This is a genomic window from Pectobacterium fontis (genome assembly GCF_000803215.1).
Taxonomy (GTDB): Bacteria; Pseudomonadota; Gammaproteobacteria; order Enterobacterales; family Enterobacteriaceae; genus Pectobacterium; species Pectobacterium fontis.
The window spans coordinates 1-14,967 of the sequence record NZ_JSXC01000022.1 but is presented as its reverse complement, the minus strand read 5'-3'; the positions used below and the strand labels follow the sequence as shown (position 1 = coordinate 14,967).

General features: G+C 50.5%; 10 protein-coding genes. All 10 read right to left on the bottom strand.

Features of this window, described 5'->3' with window-relative positions; genetic code table 11:
* Positions 1 to 77: 77 nt before the first annotated feature.
* On the bottom strand, positions 78 to 1,475 hold the full coding sequence (gene shiA / locus OI69_RS07380) for a shikimate transporter (protein WP_039348162.1): 1,398 nt from the start codon (positions 1,473 to 1,475) through the stop codon (positions 78 to 80).
* A 230-nt stretch (positions 1,476 to 1,705) separates the two neighbouring features.
* Complete coding sequence (rpoC, locus tag OI69_RS07375) at positions 1,706 to 5,929, bottom strand: DNA-directed RNA polymerase subunit beta' (protein ID WP_039348159.1); 4,224 nt, start codon at positions 5,927 to 5,929, stop codon at positions 1,706 to 1,708.
* 106 nt (positions 5,930 to 6,035) lie between these two features.
* On the bottom strand, positions 6,036 to 10,064 hold the full coding sequence (gene rpoB / locus OI69_RS07370; protein WP_039348156.1) for a DNA-directed RNA polymerase subunit beta: 4,029 nt from the start codon (positions 10,062 to 10,064) through the stop codon (positions 6,036 to 6,038).
* Positions 10,065 to 10,397: 333 nt separating this feature from the next.
* Positions 10,398 to 10,763 (bottom strand): 50S ribosomal protein L7/L12, encoded by a 366-nt coding sequence (gene rplL / locus OI69_RS07365; protein WP_012772935.1) that lies wholly within the window; start codon positions 10,761 to 10,763, stop codon positions 10,398 to 10,400.
* Positions 10,764 to 10,829: 66 nt separating this feature from the next.
* Positions 10,830 to 11,327, bottom strand: a complete 498-nt coding sequence (gene rplJ / locus OI69_RS07360) for a 50S ribosomal protein L10 (protein ID WP_010285495.1) — start codon at positions 11,325 to 11,327, stop codon at positions 10,830 to 10,832.
* 316 nt (positions 11,328 to 11,643) lie between these two features.
* Positions 11,644 to 12,348: a 50S ribosomal protein L1 gene (gene rplA, locus OI69_RS07355; RefSeq protein WP_039348153.1), complete on the bottom strand. Its 705-nt coding sequence runs from the start codon at positions 12,346 to 12,348 to the stop codon at positions 11,644 to 11,646.
* A 3-nt stretch (positions 12,349 to 12,351) separates the two neighbouring features.
* Complete coding sequence (rplK, locus tag OI69_RS07350; protein WP_039348150.1) at positions 12,352 to 12,780, bottom strand: 50S ribosomal protein L11; 429 nt, start codon at positions 12,778 to 12,780, stop codon at positions 12,352 to 12,354.
* A 162-nt stretch (positions 12,781 to 12,942) separates the two neighbouring features.
* Positions 12,943 to 13,488, bottom strand: coding sequence for a transcription termination/antitermination protein NusG (nusG, locus tag OI69_RS07345; protein WP_005970339.1), 546 nt, complete (start codon positions 13,486 to 13,488; stop codon positions 12,943 to 12,945).
* A 1-nt stretch (position 13,489) separates the two neighbouring features.
* Positions 13,490 to 13,873: a preprotein translocase subunit SecE gene (gene secE, locus OI69_RS07340; protein WP_039348147.1), complete on the bottom strand. Its 384-nt coding sequence runs from the start codon at positions 13,871 to 13,873 to the stop codon at positions 13,490 to 13,492.
* 236 nt (positions 13,874 to 14,109) lie between these two features.
* On the bottom strand, positions 14,110 to 14,967 hold an 858-nt coding region (gene tuf, locus OI69_RS07335), incomplete at its 5' end, for an elongation factor Tu (RefSeq protein WP_039348144.1).

Sequence of the window (14,967 nt, the reverse complement as noted above, 5' to 3'; positions counted from 1 at the left end):
CAACAAAAAATATCAGTGATGTTGCCGATACAGATATTGCCTCTGTATCGGCCTTCTGGGTTAGCGAGATAAATAGGTTAGTGAGGTAAAGCCTCACTCGGTTTTGCCTTCATCTGCATCCCGACAATCGCCGACAGCAGGCAGCCAATGGCAAGATAGGCCGCCACCGCGTGCCATGAACCGTCCATAAACTGCACCAGCAGAACCGCGATAAAAGGGGTAAAGCCCCCACCAACCACGCTGGCGACCTGATAACCCACACCCGCCCCGCTGTAGCGGTACGCCGTACCAAATAGCTCGGTAAACATCGGCTGCTGTACGCTAACAATCATATCGTGAGCAATATTCGCCAGCATGATGGCAAAGAACAGAATCATCAGCGTGTTATGGCTTTCCAACGCCATAAAGAATGGCACTGCACTCGCTGCACCAATCAGCGCACCGGTAACGTAGATACGACGACGGCCAAAGCTATCTGCGAGATAGGCAAAGCAAGGAATCGATACACAACTGATCGCTCCCACCAGCAGCCCAATATTCAGGAAGATATCCCGCGATAGACCAAGATGGGTAGTAGAGTAATTGAGGGCAAACGCAGTGACGATATACATCGTCAGCAGTTCACCAAGCCGCAGCGCAATAATTAGCAGGAATGCTTTCGGATGCTGGCGCAGGGCTTCAAAAATAGGGAACGAACGCAGTTTTTTCGCCCGGTCTTCCAGGGTTTTATTCGCCTCAAACTCCTGAGACTCATCCATCCCATTACGCACCCACCAGGCAATCGCCACCAGAATCAGGCTGAATAAGAACGGCAGACGCCAGCCCCAGGTGATAAATTCCTCATTGGTCGTCAAATTGCTCACCAGCGATACCGAGCCTGTAGCCAGTAACAGCCCAACCCCAAAGCCAACCTGTACGCCACTGCTATAAAAGGCTTTCTTCTTCTTCGGCGCGCTCTCTACCGCTAATAATGCCGCACCGCCCCACTCACCACCGACAGCAAATCCCTGAATGGCGCGCAGCATAACCAGCAGTACCGGTGCCCACCAGCCAATAGCATCAAACGATGGCAACAACCCTATCAGCGCAGTGGAGATACCCATCATCCAGACCGTAATCATCAACATCCGCTTACGGCCCAGCTTATCGCCAAAGTGCCCAAACACCATACCGCCTAGCGGTCGAAACAGGAAACCCACGCCAAACGTACCAAATGCCGCCAGCGTCCCCATTGTCGGGCTGACCTGCGGGAAAAATTCGGTATTAAATACCAGGGCGGCAACAATTCCGTACAGCAAAAAATCGTACCAATCGACAACGGCTCCCACAAAACTGCCCCATGCGGCACGTTTTGCTTTTTGTTGAGAATGGCTTTCCGTCTGTGTTTGTAGGGTATTTTCAGTAGAAAATGAATGTTCCTGCTGGAGTGTAGAGCCGCCGGACTGTGACAGTTCTGGCGTAGTTGAGGTGTTCATATCTATTCCGTTCTATTTACTTTACACCACTGTACAGCAAAACGTTTCTGGAGGAAATAAAACGTCAGAAGCGTTTGCACATTTAGCTCCTCAGGTAGAAGACAGGAACCATTTTTTACATCACCAGTGAAACCTTTAGGTGCGTCGCTGGTGAGATATCATAAAAAAACCCCAGCCATCATAGCCGGGGTTTTCGTTATTTACCGCATGGTAATACAGCGTGAAGAGACTTATTCGTCGTCGCTGCTACCAAAGCCTGCATTCAGCAGTTCGGCCAGATTAGCAGACGCTTCATCGGCGCTCACCTGAGGCACGACTGGCGCTTCACCGGCCTGACGGCGACGCAGACGATCCTGATGGTACGCATAACCCGTACCCGCAGGGATCAGACGACCCACGATAACGTTCTCTTTCAAGCCACGCAGTTCATCACGTTTACCCGCAACAGCGGCTTCGGTCAGTACGCGAGTGGTTTCCTGGAACGATGCCGCAGAAATGAAGGACTCGGTCGCCAGAGAGGCTTTCGTGATACCCAGCAGATCGCGGCTGAACGTTGCCGTGATCTTGCCATCCGCTTCCAACTGACGGTTGGCAATCTTGATACGAGACACTTCTGCCTGCTCGCCTTCCAGGAACTCCGTGCTGCCCGCATTAACGATGGTGCCTTTACGCAACATCTGACGAACGATAACTTCAATGTGTTTATCGTTAATCTTAACGCCTTGCAGACGGTAAACTTCCTGAACTTCGTTGGTGATATAACGCGTTACTGCATGTACGCCACGCAGACGCAGGATATCGTGCGGAGACTCTGGGCCGTCGGAAACCACGTCACCACGTTCCACCACTTCACCTTCAAACACGTTGAGCTGACGCCATTTCGGAATCATCTCTTCGTAAGCATCGCTACCATCCAACGGAGAAATCACCAGACGGCGTTTACCTTTGGTCTCTTTACCGAAGGAAATGATACCGCTGATCTCTGCCAGAATCGCCGGCTCTTTCGGACGGCGAGCTTCGAACAGATCGGCTACGCGTGGCAGACCACCGGTAATATCTTTAGTACCACTGGATTCTTGAGGGAGACGCGCCAATGTATCACCGGCACCAATCTGCACCCCATCTTCCAACTGAACAATCGTTTTACCCGGCAGGAAGTATTGAGCAGGCATATCAGTACCTGGGATCAGTACATCTTCACCTTTGCCGTCAACGATTTTCAGTGCTGGACGCAAGTCTTTACCGCTACCAGTACGCTCTGCACTATCCAGAACGACGATAGAAGACAAACCAGTCAGTTCGTCGGTCTGGCGAGTAATGGTCTGACCGTCAATCATATCAGCAAAGCGGATAAAACCGCTTACCTCGGTCACGACTGGCATGGTATGTGGATCCCAGTTTGCGACGGTTTCGCCACCGCTAACGTCTGAGCCATCACCCTTCGCCATCACTGCGCCGTAAGGCACTTTATAGCTTTCTTTCGTACGTCCGAATTCGTCGATCAGTTTCAGTTCGGTATTACGTGAAGTAATAACCAATTTACCGTTGCTATTCATAACGAACTTCGCGTTGCTCAGTTTCAGGCTACCTTTATTTTTCACCTGAATGCTGGACTCAGCGGCCGCACGCGATGCCGCACCACCGATGTGGAACGTACGCATGGTTAACTGTGTACCTGGTTCACCGATGGACTGCGCCGCGATAACCCCGATGGCCTCACCTTTGTTGATGATATGACCACGAGCCAGATCGCGACCGTAGCAATTGGCGCACACGCCAAAGTCGGTTTCGCAGCTTACCACTGAACGCACTTTAACGGCGTCAACGGAGTTCTCTTCCAACATGTCACACCACTGCTCGTTCAGCAGCGTGTTACGTGGAACCAGAATATCCGCCGTACCTGGTTTGATCACGTCTTCAGCCGTTACACGGCCCAGTACGCGCTCACGCAGTGGTTCTTTAACATCACCACCCTCGATAACCGGCGTCATCATGATACCTTCATGGGTACCACAATCGTCTTCGGTGACCACCAGATCCTGCGCAACGTCAACCAGACGACGCGTCAGATAACCGGAGTTCGCAGTTTTCAGTGCGGTATCCGCCAGACCTTTACGCGCACCGTGCGTCGAGATGAAGTACTGGAGTACGTTCAGACCTTCACGGAAGTTTGCGGTAATTGGCGTCTCGATGATGGAACCATCTGGTTTCGCCATCAGACCACGCATACCCGCCAACTGACGAATCTGTGCCGCAGAACCACGCGCACCGGAGTCGGCCATCATAAAGATGCTGTTGAAAGAGACCTGCTGCTCAACCACGCCATCACGGTTAACCACATCCTCAACGGACAGGTTTTCCATCATCGCTTTCGCAACACGTTCGTTCGCCGCTGCCCAGATATCGATCACTTTGTTATAGCGTTCGCCCGCGGTAACCAGACCAGACTGGAACTGCTCCTGAATCTCGGCCACTTCGGTTTCTGCTTCTTCGATAATCTCGGCTTTTTTCTCCGGGATCACCATGTCATCGATACCAACGGATGCACCAGAGCGCGCCGCGTAAGCAAAACCGGTGTACATCGTCTGGTCAGCGAAGATAACCGTCGGCTTCAGACCCAAAATGCGGTAACAGGTGTTCAGCATTTTGGAGATCGCTTTCTTGCCCAGAGGCTGGTTAACGATCGAGTACGGCAGGCCTTTCGGTACGATCATCCACAGGATGGCACGGCCGATAGTCGTATCGATAATCGACGTCTGGTGCGTAACATCACCTTCGATGCTTTTGATCTCTTCGGTGATACGCACTTTAACCCGCGCATGCAGAGAGGCCAGGCCGGCACGATAAACACGCTCAGCTTCTTTCGGCCCCGTGAGCACCATGCCTTCGCCTTTGGCGTTAACACAGTCACGCGTCATGTAATACAGACCCAATACCACGTCCTGAGACGGAACGATGATAGGCTCACCATTCGCAGGGGACAGGATGTTGTTGGTCGACATCATCAGCGCACGCGCTTCCAACTGGGCTTCCAGCGTCAGCGGTACGTGTACAGCCATCTGGTCACCATCGAAGTCGGCGTTATAAGCCGCACAAACCAGCGGGTGGAGCTGGATTGCTTTACCTTCGATCAGAACCGGTTCAAATGCCTGAATACCCAAACGGTGCAGTGTTGGCGCACGGTTCAGCAGTACTGGGTGTTCGCGGATCACTTCGTCTAGGATATCCCATACGACGGCTTCTTCACGTTCAACCATTTTCTTGGCGGCTTTAATAGTGGTAGCAAGACCACGCAGTTCCAGCTTGCCGTAGATGAACGGTTTGAACAGTTCCAGTGCCATTTTCTTCGGCAGACCACACTGGTGCAGACGCAGGTATGGACCCACGGTGATAACGGAACGACCGGAGTAGTCAACACGCTTACCAAGCAGGTTCTGACGGAAACGACCCTGTTTACCTTTGATCATATCGGCCAAAGATTTCAGAGGACGTTTGTTAGAGCCGGTGATCGCACGACCGCGACGGCCGTTATCCAACAGCGCATCAACCGCTTCCTGCAACATACGTTTTTCGTTACGTACGATGATATCTGGCGCAGCCAGATCCAGCAGACGTTTCAGACGGTTGTTACGGTTGATCACGCGACGATACAGATCGTTCAGGTCAGACGTCGCGAAGCGACCGCCATCCAGCGGAACCAACGGACGCAGATCTGGCGGCAGTACCGGCAGAACGGTCAGGATCATCCACTCTGGTTTATTGCCAGACTGTACGAACGCTTCCAGCAGCTTAATACGCTTCGTCAGCTTCTTACGTTTGGTTTCGGAGTTGGTTTCGGTCAGCTCTTCACGTAGCTGCTCGCATTCCTGCTCCAGATCCATGTTTTTCAGCAGAGCCTGGATCGCTTCGGCGCCCATTTTCGCGTCGAATTCATCACCAAACTCTTCCAGCGCATCCAGATACTGCTCTTCAGTCAGGATCTGACGGCGCTCAAGGTTGGTCATGCCACCTTCAACCACGACATAAGATTCAAAATACAGCACACGCTCAATATCACGCAGCGGCATATCCAGCAGCAAACCGATACGGGAAGGCAGTGACTTCAGGAACCAGATGTGCGCAGTCGGAGAAGCCAGCTCGATGTGACCCATACGCTCACGGCGCACTTTAGTTTGGGTCACTTCAACGCCGCACTTCTCACAAATCACACCGCGGTGTTTCAGGCGCTTGTACTTACCGCACAAGCACTCGTAATCTTTTACCGGCCCAAAGATACGGGCGCAGAAAAGGCCGTCACGTTCAGGTTTGAACGTACGGTAGTTGATGGTTTCTGGCTTTTTAACTTCACCAAAAGACCACGAACGGATCATGTCTGGCGAGGCCAGAGCAATTTTGATCGCATCAAACTCTTCGGTTTTAGTTTGCGCTTTCAGAAACTTTAATAAGTCTTTCACGGATTGGCTCCTGTCGGAGTTAGACCTGATAGACACCTGAACTCTGCCGTAAACAACACAATTCAGGTGTCCCTATGACGAATGCCAGCAATACAGCGAGCTGGGATTACTCTTCTTCCAGCTCGATGTTGATACCCAGCGAGCGGATTTCTTTCAACAATACGTTGAAGGATTCCGGCATGCCTGGTTCCATCTGATGATTGCCATCCACGATGTTCTTATACATCTTGGTACGGCCGTTCACGTCATCAGACTTAACGGTCAACATTTCTTGCAGGGTATAAGCTGCACCATAAGCTTCCAGCGCCCACACTTCCATCTCACCGAAGCGTTGACCACCGAACTGCGCCTTACCACCCAGCGGCTGCTGAGTAACCAGGCTATAAGAACCGGTGGAACGAGCATGCATCTTATCGTCAACCAAGTGGTTCAGTTTCAGCATGTACATGTAGCCCACGGTGACCTGACGCTCAAATTTCTCACCGGTACGTCCATCGTACAGGGTAATCTGACCGGAGGTAGGGATACCGCCCATCTGTAACAGTTCCTTGATTTCTTTCTCTTTTGCACCGTCGAATACCGGCGTTGCAATTGGCATACCTTTCTTCAGGTTTTCAGCCAGACGCATGACTTCTTCGTCTGAGAAAGTGCTCAGGTCGACTTTCTGACGCACATCGTCGCCCAGATCGTAGGCTCTCTGGATAAACTCACGCAGTTTAGTCACTTCTTCGTGCTGCTTAAGCATGGCGTTGATTTTTTCGCCGATACCTTTTGCAGCCATACCCAGGTGGGTTTCAAGAATCTGACCAATGTTCATACGTGAAGGTACGCCCAGCGGGTTCAGTACGATATCGACCGGCGTACCGTTCTCATCGTAAGGCATATCTTCGATCGGGTTGATCTTGGAGATAACACCTTTGTTCCCGTGACGACCTGCCATCTTGTCACCCGGTTGGATCTGACGTTTAACCGCCAGATAAACCTTAACGATTTTCAGCACGCCCGGTGCCAGATCGTCGCCTTGGGTGATTTTACGGCGCTTAGCTTCGAGTTTTTTCTCAAACTCGTGCTTCAGCTCATCATACTGTTCTGCCAACTGTTCCAACTGATTCTGTTTATCTTCATCAGTCAGACCCAGTTCTAACCAACGCTCGCGCGGCAGTTTGTCCAGTTTGTCAGCTTCTACGCCGCCGGAAACCAGCACTGCGTGAATACGTGCAAACAGGCCAGCTTCCAGAATCTGCAACTCTTCAGTCAGGTCTTTCTTCGCCTGCTTCAGTTGCATCTCTTCAATTTCCAACGCACGTTTGTCTTTTTCCACGCCATCGCGGGTAAAGACCTGTACGTCAATAATCGTACCGGAAACACCGTTTGGTACACGCAGAGAAGAGTCTTTAACGTCAGACGCTTTCTCACCGAAGATCGCACGCAGCAGTTTTTCTTCTGGCGTCAGTTGGGTTTCACCTTTCGGCGTGACCTTACCAACCAGAATGTCACCACCGGTCACTTCCGCACCGATGTAAACAATGCCGGACTCATCCAGTTTGGAAAGTGCTGCTTCACCCACGTTAGGGATATCCGCAGTAATTTCTTCAGGCCCTAACTTGGTGTCACGAGACACACAAGCCAGTTCCTGAATGTGGATGGTCGTAAAGCGATCTTCCTGAACCACACGCTCGGAAACGAGGATGGAGTCTTCGAAGTTGTAACCATTCCATGGCATGAATGCCACACGCATGTTCTGACCCAGCGCCAGTTCACCCAGATCGGTGGACGGGCCATCTGCCAGAACGTCGCCACGTTCTACCGGCTCACCCAGAGACACACACGGCATCTGGCTGATGCAGGTGTTCTGGTTAGAACGGGTATATTTGGTCAGGTTATAGATGTCGATCCCGGCTTCGCCTGGATACATTTCATCGTCATTAACGCGAATTACAATACGGGATGCATCCACGTACTGTACTGTACCACCACGTTTGGCGACGGCAGTTACACCGGAGTCAACCGCAACAGCACGTTCCATACCGGTACCAACCAGCGGCTTATCAGCGCGCAGGGTCGGAACGGCCTGACGTTGCATGTTCGCACCCATCAGAGCACGGTTGGCGTCATCGTGTTCCAGGAACGGAATCAGGGATGCACCGACGGAAACCACCTGCTGTGTGGAAACGTCCATGTATTCAACCTGATCGCGGCTGAACAAGCTGGACTCACCTTTGTTACGGCAGGTAACCAGTTCGTCGATAAAGCGGCCTTCTTCGTCCAAATTGGTGTTCGCCTGTGCGATAACGAAGTTGCCTTCTTCAATAGCAGACAGGTAATGGATCTCATCCGTCACCACGTTGTCACGCACACGACGATATGGGGTTTCAAGGAAACCATATTCGTTCGTTTGCGCATAAACGGACAAGGAGTTGATCAGACCGATGTTCGGACCTTCCGGCGTTTCGATAGGGCAAACGCGACCGTAGTGAGTTGGGTGTACGTCACGCACTTCAAAGCCGGCACGTTCACGCGTCAGCCCACCAGGACCCAATGCAGAGATACGACGTTTGTGCGTAATCTCGGACAGCGGGTTATTCTGGTCCATAAACTGTGAAAGCTGGCTTGAACCGAAGAACTCTTTCACGGCAGCCGAAATCGGCTTGGCGTTGATCATGTCTTGTGGCATCAGCGTATCGAGGTCGCCCAGAGACAGACGCTCTTTTACCGCACGTTCTACACGCACCAGACCCACGCGGAATTGGTTTTCTGCCATTTCGCCGACGGAACGGATACGACGGTTGCCGAGGTGGTCAATATCATCCACTTCGCCTTTACCGTTACGGATATCAATGAGCTTCTTCATCACGTCAATGATGTCGTCTTTGCTCAGGATACCGGAACCTTCGATCTCGTCACGCAGCAGAGAACGGTTGAACTTCATACGACCAACAGCAGACAGATCGTAGCGATCTTCAGAGAAAAATAAGTTCTCAAACAGCGTTTCTGCGGCTTCACGCGTTGGTGGTTCACCAGGACGCATCATGCGGTAGATCTCAACCAGCGCGCTCAGACGATCGTTTGACGGATCGACACGCACGGTTTCAGACATGTATGCGCCGTGATCAAGATCGTTGGTGAACAGGGTCTCAATACGCTTGTGACCAGACTGGCTCAGTTTAGCCAGCAGATCCAGCGACAGCTCCATATTGGCTGCGCCGATCAGTTCACCGGTGCTCTCGTCGATATAATCTTTGGACAGTACTTTGCCAGCGATATATTCAACAGGCACTTCAATGCGCTCAATACCGTCTTTCTCTAACTGACGGATATGACGCGCAGTGATACGGCGACCTTTTTCGATATAAACTTTACCGTTCGCTTCAATATCAAACGACGCGGTTTCACCACGCAAACGCTCAGGAATCAGATCCATCTGCAATTTATTGCCATTGATTTCATAGACAATTTTATCGAAGAAAAGATCGAGGATCTGTTCGGTGGAGTAACCCAGCGCGCGCAGGATGATGGTCGCTGGCAATTTACGGCGACGGTCGATACGAACAAACAGGTTATCCTTCGGATCAAACTCGAAATCCAGCCAGGAACCACGGTAAGGAATAATACGTGCGTTATACAGTACCTTACCTGAAGAGTGGGTTTTACCTTTGTCGCTATCGAAGAACACACCTGGGCTACGATGTAGCTGAGATACGATGACACGCTCAGTGCCGTTGATCACGAAGGTACCGTTGTCGGTCATGAGCGGAATTTCGCCCATGTAAACTTCTTGTTCTTTGATGTCTTTAACGGTGCCTTCAGGTGCTTCACGCTCGTAGATCACCAGACGCAATTTCACGCGCAGCGGCGCAGAGAACGTCACACCACGGATCTGACATTCTTTAACGTCAAATACTGGCTCGCCCAAGCGATAGCTAACGTATTGCAGCTCTGAATTACCGCTATAGCTTTTAATTGGGAAAACAGAACGGAATGCAGCTTCCAGACCGTACTGACCTTCCGGGTCTTGCTCGATAAACTTCTGGAACGAGTCAAGTTGGATAGAAAGGAGATAAGGTATGTCCAAAACCTGTGGACGTTTACCAAAATCCTTACGAATGCGTTTTTTCTCGGTATAGGAGTAAACCATAGGGTTCCTCAGCTAGCTGACAAGTCGAACCACTCTGTCTGCCCTAACAAGGGCAGTTCATGCAACACTATTTATGTTTTATGTTGGTCGGAAAATGGAGAACTTTCCGTAATACGTCTTTCTATTACTCTTAAACCATTTCATTGCTTCTGCTCAGGCAGGGAACCCGTTCTGGAAAGCAGTATATTAAGTCGTCAATAGAAAAAAATATTGGGGAAATCAATGGCTAAACAGTGCGAAAGCCCATCGATACCCTACAGCGCAAAAAGGCTGGTGACTAAAAAGTCACCAGCCATCAGCCTAATGAATCAGGCTGTAACCTGAAAGATTGGCTTATTTAACTTCAACTTCAGCGCCAGCTTCTTCCAGTGATTTTTTCAGTGCTTCAGCGTCATCTTTGCTCACGCCTTCTTTCAGAACTGCTGGTGCAGATTCAACCAGATCTTTGGCTTCTTTCAGGCCCAGACCAGTCGCGCCACGAACAGCTTTGATTACAGCAACTTTGTTAGCGCCGATGCCTTTCAGCACAACGTCGAACTCAGTTTTTTCTTCAGCAACTTCAGCCGGGCCAGCAGCAACAGCTACAGCAGCAGCAGCAGAAACACCGAATTTTTCTTCCATAGCAGAAACCAGTTCAACAACATCCATTACAGACATAGCTGCTACTGCTTCCAGAATTTGATCTTTAGTGATAGACATAACAATTGTTCCTAAGAATCAGAAATAGTTTATACGTTAGCAAGTGCGTTAGAAAAGAAAGCGCTATTACGCAGCTTCTTTTGCATCGCGAACAGCAGCCAGAGTGCGAACCAGTTTGCCTGCAGCGGCTTCTTTCATGGTCGACATCAGACGTGCCAGTGCTTCTTCGTAAGTCGGCAGCGTTGCCAGACGGTCAATTTGAGCCGCCGGGATCAGCTCACCTTCAAAGGCTGCAGCTTTGACCTCGAATTTTGCATTCGCTTTCGCGAACTCTTTGAACAGACGAGCAGCAGCGCCCGGGTGTTCCAGAGAATATGCAATCAGGGTCGGACCGACAAACGTGTCTTTCAGGCATTCAAATTGAGTACCTTCAACAACGCGGCGCAGCAGGGTGTTACGAACAACACGCATGTAAACGCCAGCTTCACGTGCTGCTTTACGCAGCTCGGTCATTTTATCAACGGTAACGCCACGGGAATCCGCAACAACCGCAGACAGCGCACCTTTGGCTACTTCGCTGACTTCAGCAACAATCGCTTGTTTGTCTTGAAGATTTAATGCCATTAGCTTTTGCTCCTGGATTTAGCCGGAGAAACTCTCCGGAACTCACTTCACTTATCGCCAAAATTAGAGATAAGCGTTGAAACACGGTGAGCAGAATCCAGTAAAAAATTATTCTTTATAAAAAAGAAAAACGTTATTTAGGCTCTGTCACCGTCTACGCAGGAGAATTAAGTTTCTTACGAAACACCTGCGGTCTTGGACGGAGGCCTGGATAGGCCAGGCTCCAACCGAAAATTCTTACGTCGATCCACTTGAGGAACAACGGGCGTAAGATTATAGGTAAATCCCACACCCGAGTAAAGCGGAACAAAAGCGATTAGTTAGCAGCAGCGTTCAGGCCGCTCTGGTCGATAGCAACGCCAGCGCCCATTGTGGTAGACAGACTAACTTTCTTGATGTACACGCCTTTCGCCTGAGATGGTTTTGCTTTTTTCAGCGCAACCAGCAGAGATTCCAGGTTTTCTTTCAATTTGTCAGAATCGAAATCAACCTTACCGATAGTGGTATGGATGATACCGTTTTTATCGTTACGGTAACGAACCTGGCCTGCTTTAGCATTGTTAACGGCTTCAGCGACGTTTGGTGTTACTGTACCCACTTTCGGGTTTGGCATCAGGCCACGCGGGCCCAGAACCTGACCCAATTGGCCAACAACGCGCATTGCATCTGGAGAAGCAATAACAACGTCAAAGCCCATTTCGCCTTTTTTGATCTGATCAGCCAGATCTTCCATCCCCACGAACTCAGCGCCAGCCGCTTTAGCAGCTTCAGCGTTTGCACCCTGGGTGAAGACAGCTACGCGAACAGAACGACCGGTGCCATGAGGCAGAACGGTTGCACCACGAACGTTTTGGTCAGATTTACGTGCATCGATGCCGAGGTTAACGGCTACGTCTACACTTTCAACGAACTTAGCAGTGGCCAGCTCTTTGAGCAGAGCAACAGCTTCGTTGATGTCATACTGTTTAGTTACATCAACTTTGTCACGGATCACGCGCATGCGCTTGGTCAGCTTAGCCATTTATTAATCCTCCACTACCAGGCCCATGGAACGAGCAGTACCTGCGATAGAACGCGCCATGGCGTCTACATCAGAACCAGTCATGTCCGCAGCTTTAGTTTCTGCGATTTCACGAACCTGAGCGCTCGTTACTTTACCTACTTTGTCTTTGTTCGGCTTGCCGGAACCAGACTTGATACCAGCCGCTTTCTTCAGCAGAACCGCTGCTGGAGGCGTTTTGGTAACGAAGGTGAAAGAACGGTCAGAATAAACGGTAATAACAACCGGAGTCGGCAGACCTTTCTCAATGCTTTCAGTTTTAGCATTGAACGCCTTACAGAATTCCATGATGTTAACACCTTGCTGACCCAGAGCCGGACCTACTGGTGGGCTCGGGTTAGCCATACCCGCTGCAACTTGCAGCTTGACGTAGGCTTGTACTTTCTTGGCCATTTAACTTTCCTCAATTGGGTAATAACGCCTAGTGAAAGGCTCCCCGTGGTTTGTATTACGTTTCAGTCGCCATTAAGGCCACTGAAAAACAAAAGGCGCGAAATTATAGGTTAATTTCGCGCCATAGGCAAGCAGGTATTCTCGGCAAATCTCGTCGGACAATTAGCCTTTTTCGACCTGAGCAAAGTCGAGTTCAACAGGCGTCGCGCGGCCAAATATCGAAACAGACACTTTCAGGCGGCTCTTTTCATAGTCAACTTCTTCGACAACACCGTTAAAGTCAGCAAATGGGCCGTCGTTGACGCGAACCATTTCACCGGGTTCAAACAGTGTTTTCGGACGAGGTTTATCACCAACTTGCTGGAGACGATTCATAATCGCATCCACTTCTTTGTCACTGATCGGCGCTGGACGATCAGAGGTGCCGCCAATGAATCCCATAACACGAGGCACACTGCGTACAAGATGCCAGCTAGCATCTTCCATCACCATCTGTACCAAGACATAACCTGGGAAAAACTTGCGCTCGCTCTTGCGACGTTGACCGCCACGGATTTCGACTACTTCTTCAGTAGGAACCATGACTTCGCCAAACAGTTCTTCCATATTATGGAGTTTGATATGTTCACGCAGTGATTGTGCTACGCGACCTTCAAAACCAGAAAACGCCTGAACGACGTACCAACGTTTTTTTGGAGCTTCAGACATCTTAGAACCTCAGGCCAGTGATAAACGATACCAAACGGACCAGAATGCCATCCAGTCCCCACAAAATCAGTGACATCACGGCAGTCACCGCGGCAACGATTAACGTGGTGTGTAACGTTTCCTGACGAGTTGGCCAAATGACTTTGCGCACTTCAGTACGCGCTTCGCGAGCAAACGCTACGGTTGCTTTGCCTTTCGTGGTCACTAGTGCCACACCACCGGCTGCGGCGATCAGGATAACAACGGCCAATGCACGCAGAGGAAGGCTAAACTCACGGTAATAAGAATTGCCAACAATCGCAGTCACTAGCAAAACCAGCACTACCAGCCACTTAATCACTTCCAGGCCACGCCCACTATCCTGAGCTTCGGTATTCGCACTCATAAACCAACCTGTCACAATGATTCAGACAAATAACTTTGCCCCGTAACACAGGGCAACCAAACCGAAAGATGTTCTGTAAAACGAATAATTCGGTATTTACGCCGTATCTACAGAGCCTATCTCACCAATGATTATATCCCACAATCGCTGATGAGATAGGTTCTACCATAACAGCGTAGAAAAAGGGCATCAAATGATGCCCTTTTATCGCATATCGCGTCAAACGTTATCAGCAATTAAGCGATAACTTTAGCAACAACGCCCGCGCCTACAGTACGACCGCCTTCACGGATAGCGAAACGCAAGCCGTCGTCCATCGCGATTGGGTGGATCAGGGTAACAACCATTTTGATGTTGTCGCCCGGCATTACCATCTCTACGCCTTCTGGCAGTTCGATGGTGCCCGTTACGTCAGTCGTACGGAAGTAGAACTGAGGACGGTAGCCTTTGAAGAACGGAGTATGACGGCCGCCTTCATCTTTGCTCAGGATATACACTTCAGATTCGAACTGAGTGTGCGGCTTGATTGAACCCGGCTTAGCCAGAACCTGACCACGCTCGATTTCTTCACGTTTGATACCACGCAGCAGAACACCAACGTTCTCACCCGCACGGCCTTCGTCCAGCAGTTTGCGGAACATTTCTACGCCAGTACAGGTTGATTTCGCTGTATCTTTGATACCTACGATTTCAACTTCTTCACCGACTTTAACAATACCGCGCTCTACACGACCAGTAACAACAGTACCACGGCCAGAGATGGAGAATACGTCTTCGATTGGCAGCAGGAACGGCTTGTCAATTGCACGCTCTGGTTCTGGGATATAAGAATCCAGGTGCTCTGCCAGTTCGATGATTTTTGCTTCCCACTCAGCTTCGCCTTCCAGCGCTTTCAGCGCAGAACCACGAACCACTGGGGTATCATCGCCTGGGAAGTCGTACTGAGACAGCAGCTCACGCACTTCCATCTCAACCAGTTCCAGCAGCTCTTCGTCATCAACCATGTCACATTTGTTCAGGAACACGATGATGAAAGGAACGCCAACCTGACGACCCAGCAGGATGTGCTCACGGGTCTGAGGCATTGGGCCGTC